Consider the following 11,426-nt stretch of genomic DNA (forward strand, 5'->3'; position numbering starts at 1 on the left):
ATGCGTCCCAATCTGTCCAGCGTCCCGCGATCCGCGCTGGCCGCCCTCGTCCTTCAATTCGCGCTCGTCCCGGCCCCGGCACTCGCCGAGGCGACGCCGGCCCCTTCGTCCGCGCCGCGCTTCATCGAGCAGCCCCAGACCGGCACGATGCGCGGCTCGAAGGTGATCGGTGTCAGCGTGATCGGGGCGGATCATGTCCGCGTCGGCAAGATCGAGGACGTGCTCGTGAACGGCGACGGCCGGATCGAGGCCGTGGTGATCGGCGTCGGCGGCTTCCTCGGCGTCGGCGAGAAATACGTCGCGGTGCCCTTCGATCAATTGGCCTGGAATTTCGAGGACGTTTCGCTCACCTCCGGGGCGAGTTCGGTTGTGACGCCCGCCGACGCGCCGAGCCAGAAGGCCGCCGACAAGGCGAGCCCGGAGAAGATGCCGGGCTCGCAGGTGTCCCCCGACGTGCTGGGCGCCGTTCAAAATCAGCATAGCGGTCGGGTGACCGAGGCGACCGGTTCGGTCGAGCCGCGAGAACAGGCCTCTCGACCTGCAACGGCGCTCGCCGGCCACGACCTCATCCACGCCGAGGTTCGCCTGACCAAGGCACAGCTCAACGATGCGCCGGCCTTTCAGTTCGAGAAGACGAAGCGTTGACCGGCCGCGTATCGGAGCGGCCTAATCCTGGAGTTCGCGTCGCATGAGACACGCCGCCCTGACCCTGATCGTGTGGTTTGCAAGCCTGCAAGCCTCGCTCGCACAGGCGACGAAACCCGCTCCCCCGATCTCCGAAACCGGCCCGTCCGGTTCCAGTTCGGGGCCGGCGACGGCGGCGGCGACGGATTTCAATTGGGTCTGGGTCAGCGTGCTGATCGCGCTGGCGGTGCTGGCGCTGTGGATGTTCGCCCGCAAGCGCCAGTCCGGGCCGCCACGCTAGCGCCGTGGCGCGACCGATCTCTCCGATCGCTTTCTGAAGAGGCGGCGCGGGGCGTCGCCTCGGGACGAGACGGTGGACGAGCGGTTGATGATCGTGCCGACCGTCAGCCCTTCTTCGCGCTCGGGAAGAACAGCTGCTCGCCATTGATCTTGTAATCGGCGATGGCCTTCTGACCCTCGGGCGAGACGAGCCAATCGATGAAGGCCTGGCCCTCCTTGACCTTCACGTTCGGGTGCTTGTCCGGGTTCACCAGCATCACGCCGTAGGGATTGAACAGGCGCGGATCGCCTTCGACCAGGATGGTCAGGTCGCCCCTGTTCTTGAACGAGAGCCATGTGCCGCGATCGGCCAGGATGTAGGCTCCGAGCGACGAGGCGGTGTTGAGCGCCGGGCCCATGCCCTGGCCGACGTCGCGATACCAGTCGCCGCGCACCGCCGCGAGATCGACGCCGGACTCCTTCCAGCTCCGCAGCTCGGCGCTGTGCGTGCCCGAGCGGTCGCCCCGCGAGACGAAGGGCGCCTTGGCCGCCGCGATCTTCCGGAAGGCGTCCTCCACCCCCGTGCCGCGGATGCCCGCCGGGTCGTCCTTCGGGCCGATCAGCACGAAGTCGTTGTACATCACGTCCTGCCGATTCTTGCCGGAGCCCTCGGCGACGAACTTGTCCTCGGCCAGCCGGTCGTGGACGAGCACGACGTCGGCGTCGCCGCGGCGGGCGGCGTCGAGGGCTTGGCCGGTGCCGAGCGCCACGACCTTCACCTCGATGCCGGTCTTCTGCTTGAACAACGGCAGGATGTGCTTGAACAAGCCCGACTGCTCGGTCGAGGTCGTGGACGCGACGACGATCGAGTCGGGCTCGGCCGAGAGCGGCGAAACCGCGCCGAGGGCGGCGAGGAGCGAGAGGGTCAGGAAGCCGCGGCGAAGGAAGTCCAAGGCAGTTCTCCGGTGAGGTAGGCCCGCGCCTCCGCGGTGCGGGGTGAGAAAAGGACGGATCGGGTCGGGCCCCGCTCCACGGCGCGGCCGGCGGACAGCACGACGGTCTCATCGGCGAGCCGGGCGACCTGTCCGAGATTGTGCGAGACGAGGAGCACGGCGGTGCCGGCCCCCGCCATCTCGACGATCAGGCTCTCGATCGTCTCGGTCGCGGCCGGGTCGAGGCTCGCGGTCGGCTCGTCGAGGAGAAGGAGGTCGGGCTGCATCGCCCAGGCGCGGGCGAGCACGAGACGCTGCTGCTCGCCGCCTGAGAAGCGCGTCGCCGCATCGCTCGCCCGTTCCGACAGGCCGACGCGGGCGAGCGCCGCCTCGGTCCGCTCGGCGCGCTCGCGGCGGGCGAGATCGAGCGGGATCAGCCCGAGGGCGACGTTGGCGGCGGCACTGGCACGGACCAGGGCCGGGCGCTGGAAGACGAAGGCGCGCCGACCGGGCGCGAGGCGAACGCTGCCGGTATCGGGGCGCAACAGGCCGTCGATCACCCGAAGCGTCACGCTTTTGCCCGCCCCGTTGGGACCGATCAGGGCGGTGATGCCGCGCGCGGCGACCTCGAGGCTCAGGCGATCGAGGATCGGCCGTCCGCCGAGCGTCAGGCTGACGCCGTCGAGATGGATGACGGGTTCCGCGCTCATCCGTAGGCTTTCACGGCGTGGCCGCGCAGGAAGGCGGCTGCGGCATTCACGGCGAGCACGAGGCTCATCAGCACGGCGCCGAGCGCCAGGGCGAGGCTGAGGTCGCCCTTCTGCGTTTCGAGCGAGATCGCCGTCGTCATGGTGCGGGTATGTCCGTCGATGTTGCCGCCGACGACGAGCACCGCGCCGATCTCAGAGATCGCCCGGCCGAAGGCCGCAAGCGCCGCGGTGAACAGCGAGAAGCGGGCATCGTAGATCAGCACCCCCGCCCGCCGCGGCGCGCTGAGGCGCAAGGAACGCAACTGCTCGCCGAGATGTGCCTCGGCGTCGGCGATGACCTGGCGCGTGAGGGCCGCGACCAGGGGCGTCGCCAGCACGGCCTGCGCCGCCACCATGGCGGTCGGGGTGAAGAGCAGCCCCAGCGCTCCGAGCGGGCCGGAGCGGGACAGGGCGAGATAGAGGATCAGCCCGACGATCACCGGCGGCAGGCCCATGAAGGTGTTGAGCAATCCGACCAGGGCGTCGCGCCCCGGAAAGCGCGCGACGGCGATCAGCGCCCCGAGCGGAACGCCGAGCAGCAGGCCGATGCCGACAGCCGTGAGACTGACGCGCAGCGACAGCCACGCGATCGCCAGGACATCCCGGTCGAGCGTCCACAGGCGGGCGAACGTCTCCTGAAGGGTTTGGCTCAAGCGGCGGCTCGCGGGGCTGCGCGGATCAAGCGGGGATGATACGTCGAGGAGCGCAAGATCAATAGGAAAGGCCTTGCATATGCCCCTCGAGGAAGCAGCTGCGCGGTCGTCCGCTCCGTCTGAGCCGGCCCGGCTCGGCGTGCGCCTCTTCGTCGAGGGGCGGTGCGAGGGCACGTCCGCCTTTGCGTTTCGGGCCGCCCATGCGCTCCTCGATGCGCTCGGCCGCTCGGGATCGCTGCAGGGAGCGGCCGAGCGCCTCTCCATCTCCTACCGCTCGGCCTGGGGACAACTCGACGCGCTCGAACAGGCGCTCGGCCGGCCGGTCGTCGTGAAGACGAAGGGCCACGGCACCGATCTCACCGCCTTCGGCACCGCGCTACTCGCACTGCTCGCGGCCTCGCAAACCCGGCTCGCACCGGCGCTGGCGGCTGAGGAACTGGCGCTCACGGACGGCCTGCGACGGCTGCTGGAGCCGGCGGATGCCCGCATCCGTCTTGCCGCAAGCCACGATCCGCTGCTGCTCGAAGCCATCGAGGCGCGGCGGGACATCGATCTCATGGTCGCCGGCAGTCTCGACGCCCTGGCGCGGCTTCGGGACGGCACCGTCGATGCGGCCGGGTTCCACTACGGTTCGGACGGGCCGCCTCCGCCGCCATTCGACGCGGTTTTCGCCAACCACGACCTGACCGTCGTGCCCCTTTTTCGCCGGGAGCAGGGCTTGATGCTCGCAGCGGGCAATCCGCTCAAGCTGGAGACCATCGCCGATGTCGCGGCCCGGCAGGCCCGCTTCGTCAACCGGCAGCGCGGCGCCGGCACCCGGATCTGGTTCGAGCGCCTCTGCGCGGAGGCCGGCCTCGCACCGGAGGCCATCATTGGTCACCACACGGAGGAGTTCACCCATCAGGCGGTGGCGGCGCTGATCGCCACGGGCGCGGCCGATGTCGGCATGGGGACCCGCGCCGTCGCCGAGCGCTTCTCCATCGCCTATCGCCCTCTCGGTTGGGAAAATTACTTCCTCGCCGCCCGCACGAGCCTCAGTGCCGCGCGCCTTGCGTCGTTCTACGAAGATCTGCGGGGCCGGGCGCGTGGCGCCTCGGGCTATGCGCCGCCGCGCGGTGATCCCTAGCGGTCGGATTGCACGACCGCCGACCGAAGAGAGCCGTTAGGGCACAACCCCTCCCCCGGTCCGGTTCACCCCGCATTCCGATCGGGGCCGACGATCCCGTCGCTGCGAGACCTTTCGCGACCGGGCCGAGGCGGACCTTCCGTTCTCGGCCCAATCGGTCCCAAGAGCTCTCTGGAGACTTCGGTGGCATCGCGGCGATCCTCGAACCCGGATCGCCTCGGCCGCCGGCACATGGCCCTCTGCCGCTGCGCGAAAGCGGGCTCCGGCGCCCTGCGCGAGGGTTTGGCCGATCGCTGCCTAGACGAGGAGCGCGTGCGGGTAATAGGCCAGCATGTCGCCGGGCGCGATGCCGGTCGCGTCGTCGGGCAGTTCGACGAGGCCGTCGCTCTCGGTGAGCGAGGTCAGGACTCCCGCTCCGTCGCGGGGGAACTTCCGCGCCTCCAAACCGCCATCGGCCGTACGGGCGAGGCTGACGCGGACGAATTCGCGCCGTCCCGCCTTCTTGCGGTAGGGGAAGCCGGCCCGCACCGGCCAGGGCAGCGGGGGCTCGTAGAGCGCCCCACCCAGACGGGCCAGGAGCGGGCGCACCACGAAGAGCAGCGTGATGTAGACCGCGACCGGATTGCCGGGCAGGCCGACGAACGGTGTGCCCGCCACCAGTCCCGCCGCCACCGGTCGGCCGGGCTTGATCGCGAGGCGCCAGAGCATCAGCCGTCCCTGGGCCTCGACCGCGGCCTTCACGTGATCCTCCTCCCCGGTCGAGACGCCGCCGGAGGTGAGGATCAGGTCGTGGTCCCGCGCCGCCTCGGCGAGATGGCTCGGCAGGGTCGCCGGATCATCGGCCAGAATCCCGAGATCGTCGACCGCGACCCCGAGCCGTGTCAGCAGTGTCGCGAGCAGCACGCGGTTCGAATCATGAATCGCGCCGGGGCGAAGGGGCGCGCCGGGCTCGGTCAGTTCGTTGCCGGTGGAGAACAAGGCGACGCGGAGCCGCCGGCGCACGGCGATCCTCGCGTGGCCGGTGGCGGCGGCGAGCGCCAGATCCTGCGGGCGCAGGCGTCGCCCGGCGGGAATCGCGAGGGCGCCCCGGCCCAGATCCTCTCCGGCCGGCCGCGCATTGGCGCCGTGCTTCAGTCCCGCCGGAAGAGTCACGCGATCGCCCTCGCGGCGCACGTCCTCCTGCATGAACACGGTGTCGCCCCCCGGCGGCATCGGTGCCCCGGTGAAGATGCGGATCGCCGTCCCCTCCGCCAACGTCCCGGCGGCGGCACCGGCCGCCAGCCGTCCGCTCACCGGCAGGACCGTCTCGCCCTCCGGGGCAAGGTCGGCGTAGCGCACGGCGTAGCCGTCGACCGCAGCGTTGGCGAACGGCGGCAGATCGTGCGCCGCGAAGACGTCTTCCGCCGCGATCCGTCCGTCGGCGAGGCCGAGCGGCACCGTCTCGGTGCCGGCGATCACGGGGAAACGCTCGGCGATCGAGGCCACCGCCTCCTCGATCCGCATCAGCTTGCCCCCGAAGGCAAAGCAGTCGTCGGTGAGCTGTGCCATCGCTCAGGATCTTCCGCTCAGGATCTTTCCAGCCGGGCGAGCACCGTTTCCACGGCCTTAGCGCGTTCGAGGACGAGGCTGGCGATGGCCTCCACGTCATCGAGCCCGACCACCGGTACGCCGGCTTGCGGGAAGGGCACGTCGCTGGCGACGCCGACGATATGCGGGTCGTGATCGTGCAGCGGCGCACGGCCGTTGGCGGCGCGAAACACCTCGAGTTTCGGATGCGCCTCGCGCTTGAAGCCTTCGACCAGGGCGAGGCCGCCCGGCGTCAGCCGCCGCAGCAATTCGGGCAACGTGGCTTCGGCGCCCTCCTCGACCTCGCGGATCTGCGCCCAGCGCCGGGCTGAGGACACGATGACCTCGCTCGCGCCGGCCTGGCGGTGGACGAAGGAATCCTTGCCCGGATGATCGATGTCGAAGGCGTGGTGGGCGTGTTTCAGCGTCGCGACCCGTACGCCCCGCGCGACGAGCACGGGAATGAGGCGGGCGAGCAGCGTCGTCTTTCCCGCCCCGCTCCATCCGGCCAGGCCGATGACGCGCAGGTCGCTCACGTGTCGCCTCCACCGGGTTCGAAGCCGAGCTCGGTCAGGGCCGCGTCGGCCTCACCGGTGCCAAGCAGGCCCAGGAAGGCGGCGAGCGCGGGCTTCTCGCGCTCGGCCTCGCGATAGGCGAAATCGTAATGCTCCTGCGCCAGCGGCAGGAAACCGAGGCCGTAGGCCCCCGCGACACTGGCGATCGCCACGCCCCAATCGGCCCGGCCCTGCGCCACGGCCGCCGCGACGGCGTTGTGCGAGCGTGGCTGGTTCCAGAAGCCGGCGGGCCGGGCAGCGCCGATCAGACCGTCCACGAGGAGGCGCGTGCCCGAGCCGGCATTGCGGTTGACCATGACGGAGTCCGGATCCGCGAGGGCCGCACTCACCGCCTCGGCGGCGCTGCGGCCCTCGAAGCGGGCGTCATCCACCCGGAAAACCACACCCTGCAAGCGGCGCCAACCGGTGGCCAGCGCCATGCCGGGTTCGAGGAAGGGGGCATTGTAGCGGCCGGTTTCGGGGTCGAGCAGATGCATGGCGGCGAGGTCGCACTCGCCCCGGCGCAGCGCCGCGAGTCCTCCGGCCGAGCCGACCCAGACGGTGCGGGCGCGGAAGCCCTTCTCGGCCAGCAGCCCGACGACCCGGTCGAGACCGACGCAATGGCTGCCGATGATGGTGAGGTCCGGCGGCCGCACCCCGGCGCCGAGGCGCACCACAGAGACCGTCTCGCCCGCCTCCATCCCGGACCGGGCGGCGGGCACGGCGAAGAAGCCGTCGGCCTGGGAAAAGGCGGTGACGGAGCCCGATCCTTTCGGCAGCGGAAGGGCCACGGCGCCGTCCGCGCCCTGCGCGAGCGAAGCCATCACGAATTCGGTGCGGCCGAGTTCCGAGGTCAGGCGCTGCGGCAGGCGCGCCTGGACAGCCTCCTCTTCCCGCGGGGGCAGGCCCGCGAGCGCGCGCACCAGCGGCACCACGAATTCGTGGAAGGTGAACATGGCCGAGGTCGGAAAGCCCGGCAGCACCACCACCGCCTTGCCCTCGGCGACCGCGAGGCAGAGCGGCTTGCCGGGCTTCAGCGCCACGCCGTGGACGAGGATGCCGGGTCCTCCCAGCCGGGACAGGATGCGGTGGGAGACGTCGCCCGCCCCCTTCGAGGTGCCGCCGGAGAGCACCACGAGATCGCCCCGCGCCAGGGCGTCGCGCAGCGCCGCTTCGAGCGCCGCCTCGTCGTCGCGGACGATTCCGAGCGGCACCGCTTCGCCGCCGTTCTCCGCGACCGAGGCCGCGACGATGGGGCCGTTCGAATCGTAGATCGCGCCGGGCCGCAATCCATCGCCCGGCGCCACCAGCTCGTCACCCGTCGACAGCACGGCCACGCGCGGCCGGCGCACCACCGCGACCTCGGGTAGTCCGCAGGCGGCCAGCATCCCGATCTCGCGGGCGGTGACCACCGCGCCCTTGCGCAGGACCGTCTCGCCGGACGCCATGTCGGCGCCGGCATAGCCGACGAACTGTCCCGGCCGGACCGGACCCGTCACCTCGATGGCGAGGGCGTCCTCAAGAAACTCGGTCTGCTCGACCATCACCACCGCGTCGGCACCGCGCGGGATGACGCCGCCGGTGGCGATCGGCGTCGCGGTGCCGGCGGCGACGGTCAGCGACGGGGCGGCGCCGCAGGCCAGGATCTCGCGATTGAGCGTGAGACGGCGGGGCCGCGCGGCGTTGGCGCCCTCGGTGTCGGCGGCGCGCAGGGCGAAGCCGTCGACCAGGGCGCGGTCGAAGGGCGGCACGTCGATGGGCGAGGCCACGTCCCGCGCGAGCACACGGCCGAGGGATTCGGCCAGAGGCAGGGTTTCCGCAGGAAGCGAAGCGTGCGGAACCGCCGCGCGAAAGGCGGCCAGCGCCTCCTCCCGGCTCATCACCGTCAAGAATTGTTCCTGCCGGGCCGCCGCGGCCAGACGCCGGGCGAATTCCATCTCGCGCTCCGCGATCACAGCGGCACCATCTCGACCTCGCTGCCCGCGGGATAACCTTCCCGCTCCGGCGGCACCAGTACGGCTCCGTCCGCCTCGATCAATCGCCGCAACGGCAGTTCGGCCCCACCGAGCGGCTCGATCTCCGATCCATGGCAACGGATGAACACGATCTCGGCAAGGCCGACGACGGATGCGATCTTGCGCCGGAGCACGCCGGTTCGACGGGGCGGCTCGTCGGCGCCGGCCAAGGCGGCGATCAGGGGCCGGCCGAGCGCCAGGAAGGCCGCGAGGGCCGCGTCGGGGTGTCCGGGCAGGAGCAGAACCGGTCGCCCTCCCGCCTCGCCGATCCCGGCCGTCTCACCGGGCCGAAGGGCGAGACCGTGCGCGAGGACGCGGCCAGCCCCGGCCAGCCCCTCCGCGCTGCGGTCGGTGCGACCGAAGCCGGAGCCTCCGAGGATGAAGGTCGCGTCAGCCCCATCGGCGGCGACGGCTCGGCCGATCGCACCGGGGTCGTCGGGAACCGCGACCGTCTCGACGAGGCCACCCGAGCGCTCGATCAGGGCAGCGAGCATCGGTGAGCGCGCCTCCGGGCCGGACACGCCCGTTGCGACGAGGCGGATCTGCACGGCGCGGATCGCGACCTCGCGACAGCCCACGGCAGCCAGCGCGAGGAGGTGACGCGGCCCGATCCGCTCGCCCGCCGCCAGGAGGACGTCGCCTTCGGCCAGATCTTCGCACGCCGCGCGGACACCCTCGCCCGCGCCGACCTCGGCAACGGCATTGCGGCCCTCCAACCCTTCGGCGGGCAGCACGGCGTCGGTGCCGGCGGGCATGGGGTCGCCGGCCTCGACCTGCACGGGCGCCCGCAGCAGCAGCACCGGCGCGTAGGGTGAAGCGCCGGCGATTCCCGCCGCCTGCACGGCGAAACCGTCGCGCAGGGCGGTGCGATCGGGCGGGATCGGTCGGGTGCAGGAGACCGCAGCCGCGGCGATGCGGTTCCTGGCCTGGGCCAACGGCACGGTCCGCGGCGCGACCGGCGCGGCCAGGCCGCGGAGCTGGGCGAGCGCTTCGGCCAGCGGCATCAGGGCAGCGGAAGGCGCGCGCATCACTCAGTCGGCCGCGTGCACGGACGGCGCGGAGGGCAAAACGGCGATGACGTGTGCGGAGCCATCCTGTCTCATCGTCGTGAGCGATGCGCCATCGCCCGCCGCGGATCAAGGTTCGGCCTCGCACCGGGCAGCCGGATGAGACAGAAACTCTCACCCTTGCGGGCGGACACGGCCCCGGCCTCTCGCCTATGGTCCGCCGTGTCGGAGTGGAGTGGGCTGACGATGCGGGCGAAGGGGTTTCTCGGGGTGATCGCCGCCCTGCTGTTCGTGCTGCCGGCGACGGCGCAGATGCGCGGTCATGGCGGACCGGTGCGGGCGCTCGCAATCACGGGCGACGGCCGTCTGGCGGTGTCCGGCGGCTTCGATCAGGCGGCGATCATCTGGGGTCTCGACACCGGCGCCGCGCTGAGCATCCTGCGTTTCCACGACGGCGCGGTGAACGCGGTGGCCGTCCTGCCCGACGGCCGGTTCGCCAGCGCTTCGGAGGACGGACGCATCGCCCTGTGGCGGCTCGGCCAAGCCGAGCCGGAACGCGTCCTCGAAGGGCATGCCGGCCCCATAGCCGGGCTCGCCGTGTCGCCGGACGGGAGGAGGCTCGCCTCCGCAGCCTGGGACGGCACCGCGCGGATCTGGCCGCTCGCCGGTGGACCGGCGCGGGTCCTCGAAGGCCACAAGGGCAACGTCAACGCGGTCGCCTTCCTGCCCGATGGCGGACTGGTCACGGCCGGAGCCGATGCGAGCGTCCGGATCTGGACGACCGACGGCCAAACGACGGCCACCGCGCTTCTGCCGAGCGCGCTCAGTGCCCTTGCCGTCACCGCCGACGGCGAGATCGCCGCGGCGGGTGCGGATGCGACGGTGCGGTTTCTCGGGCGCGACGGGAGCATGCGGGGACAGGTCGAACTCGGCCCCGCGCCTGTGATCGCATTGGCGCCCTCCCCCGACGGCACCCGGATCGCCGCAGCCAGCGCCGGCGGTACCGTCGCAATGATCGAGCGAGCCGGCAGGAAGGTCCTGTTCAACCTCGTCGGGCCGGGCCTGCCGGTCTGGTCGGTGGCGTGGCGGCCGGACGGGAGCGAACTCGTCACCGGCGGCGGCGACCGCCTCGTGCGGCGCTGGAATGCGGGCAACGGCGAACCGATCGGCCCGCTCGCCATGCCCCGTCCGGCGGATGCGCTGGCATCCTTCCACGGCGAGCGCGGAGCGGAGGTGTTTCGCGCCTGCGTGGCCTGTCACAGCCTGACGCCGGACGAAGCGCCCCGCGCCGGTCCCACGCTCGCCGGAATCTTCGGCCGGCGCATCGCCGCCGTTCCGGGCTATCGCTACTCCGACGCGCTCAAGGCCATGGACATCGTCTGGACGCCCGAGACGGTCGCCCGTCTGTTCGAGGTCGGCCCCGCGCGCTACACGCCGGGCACGCGGATGCCTGAGCAGACCATCAACAGCGCCGAGGATCGGGACGCGCTGATGCGGTTCCTCGCCAAGGCGACCGGCGAGACGGCGGCCCATCCGGGAACCGCCGCTCCCAATTGATCCGCCGCACTCGAGGCTCGAAAAGATCAGCCGTGGCAGGTGCAGCCCGCGTGGTCGCAGCCGGCATGGTCCGGATGACCCTCGGCGCACTCGTCGCAGCAGAACGCCTTGTCGTCACGCGTCACCGCCTTGGACAGCGAGACGGCACAGACGCAGTCCGGGCAGGCGCACTTCACCATCTCGACATCGACGCTGGCCATCGCAGGCATCCTTCTGTCCGGAAGATTCTGTCACGCGGGCCGTCGTTGCCGCGCGCGATCATCTTCGGTCGGCCGCGCTCGCAGCGCAATCCTCGCGCGCACGTCCTTTCCGGACTGTGATCGACGCTCACGTGCGGCCCGGCAGACGCGATCGTTCCGGCGCC

12 protein-coding genes are annotated in these 11,426 nt (G+C 71.7%); 4 read left to right on the forward strand and 8 right to left on the reverse strand.

What is annotated here, in order from left to right:
• Both HNR01_RS03305 and HNR01_RS03310 read left to right on the forward strand, forming a co-directional pair.
• Entirely contained in the window at positions 1 to 645 is a 645-nt protein-coding gene (locus tag HNR01_RS03305; protein ID WP_017486111.1) for a PRC-barrel domain-containing protein, read from the forward strand.
• Between the two features lie 43 nt (positions 646 to 688).
• Entirely contained in the window at positions 689 to 925 is a 237-nt protein-coding gene (locus HNR01_RS03310; protein ID WP_017486110.1) for a hypothetical protein, read from the forward strand.
• A 103-nt stretch (positions 926 to 1,028) separates the two neighbouring features.
• Here the strand turns inward: HNR01_RS03310 and HNR01_RS03315 are convergent, their stop codons facing one another.
• Genes HNR01_RS03315 through HNR01_RS03325 form a run of 3 tightly spaced genes read right to left on the reverse strand, consistent with a single transcriptional unit; the run spans position 1,029 to position 3,237 of the window.
• Entirely contained in the window at positions 1,029 to 1,856 is an 828-nt protein-coding gene (locus HNR01_RS03315) for an ABC transporter substrate-binding protein (RefSeq protein ID WP_183666601.1), read from the reverse strand.
• On the reverse strand, positions 1,829 to 2,545 hold the full coding sequence (locus HNR01_RS03320; protein ID WP_183666603.1) for an ABC transporter ATP-binding protein: 717 nt from the start codon (positions 2,543 to 2,545) through the stop codon (positions 1,829 to 1,831). Before HNR01_RS03320 ends, HNR01_RS03315 begins: the two co-directional genes overlap by 28 nt.
• Positions 2,542 to 3,237, reverse strand: coding sequence for an ABC transporter permease (locus HNR01_RS03325; RefSeq protein WP_183666605.1), 696 nt, complete (start codon positions 3,235 to 3,237; stop codon positions 2,542 to 2,544). The genes HNR01_RS03320 and HNR01_RS03325 overlap by 4 nt, the downstream gene beginning before the upstream one ends.
• Positions 3,238 to 3,316: 79 nt before the next feature.
• Here HNR01_RS03325 and HNR01_RS03330 point away from each other — a divergent pair, with 79 nt between their 5' ends.
• Entirely contained in the window at positions 3,317 to 4,363 is a 1,047-nt protein-coding gene (locus tag HNR01_RS03330; protein WP_183666607.1) for a substrate-binding domain-containing protein, read from the forward strand.
• 297 nt (positions 4,364 to 4,660) lie between these two features.
• On the opposite strand, the gene HNR01_RS03335 is transcribed toward HNR01_RS03330, so the two are convergent.
• The 4 genes from HNR01_RS03335 to HNR01_RS03350 are packed head-to-tail and all read right to left on the reverse strand — an operon-like array spanning position 4,661 to position 9,526.
• Complete coding sequence (locus HNR01_RS03335) at positions 4,661 to 5,911, reverse strand: molybdopterin molybdotransferase MoeA (RefSeq protein ID WP_183666609.1); 1,251 nt, start codon at positions 5,909 to 5,911, stop codon at positions 4,661 to 4,663.
• A 17-nt stretch (positions 5,912 to 5,928) separates the two neighbouring features.
• Positions 5,929 to 6,465, reverse strand: a complete 537-nt coding sequence (gene mobB, locus HNR01_RS03340) for a molybdopterin-guanine dinucleotide biosynthesis protein B (protein WP_183666611.1) — start codon at positions 6,463 to 6,465, stop codon at positions 5,929 to 5,931.
• A complete protein-coding gene (locus tag HNR01_RS03345; protein ID WP_183666613.1) occupies positions 6,462 to 8,438 on the reverse strand; it encodes a molybdopterin biosynthesis protein in 1,977 nt (658 codons plus the stop codon). Before HNR01_RS03345 ends, mobB begins: the two co-directional genes overlap by 4 nt.
• Positions 8,435 to 9,526 (reverse strand): molybdopterin-binding protein, encoded by a 1,092-nt coding sequence (locus tag HNR01_RS03350; RefSeq protein ID WP_183666615.1) that lies wholly within the window; start codon positions 9,524 to 9,526, stop codon positions 8,435 to 8,437. Before HNR01_RS03350 ends, HNR01_RS03345 begins: the two co-directional genes overlap by 4 nt.
• A gap of 225 nt (positions 9,527 to 9,751) precedes the next feature.
• On the opposite strand from HNR01_RS03350, the gene HNR01_RS03355 reads away from it, so the two are divergent.
• Positions 9,752 to 11,062, forward strand: a complete 1,311-nt coding sequence (locus HNR01_RS03355; RefSeq protein WP_183666617.1) for a c-type cytochrome — start codon at positions 9,752 to 9,754, stop codon at positions 11,060 to 11,062.
• A gap of 26 nt (positions 11,063 to 11,088) precedes the next feature.
• Here the strand turns inward: HNR01_RS03355 and HNR01_RS03360 are convergent, their stop codons facing one another.
• Positions 11,089 to 11,262: a metallothionein gene (locus HNR01_RS03360; RefSeq protein WP_183666619.1), complete on the reverse strand. Its 174-nt coding sequence runs from the start codon at positions 11,260 to 11,262 to the stop codon at positions 11,089 to 11,091.
• Positions 11,263 to 11,426 lie beyond the last annotated feature (164 nt).

Origin of the sequence: Methylorubrum rhodesianum (assembly GCF_014199985.1) — a bacterium.
Classification (GTDB): Bacteria; Pseudomonadota; Alphaproteobacteria; order Rhizobiales; family Beijerinckiaceae; genus Methylobacterium; species Methylobacterium rhodesianum.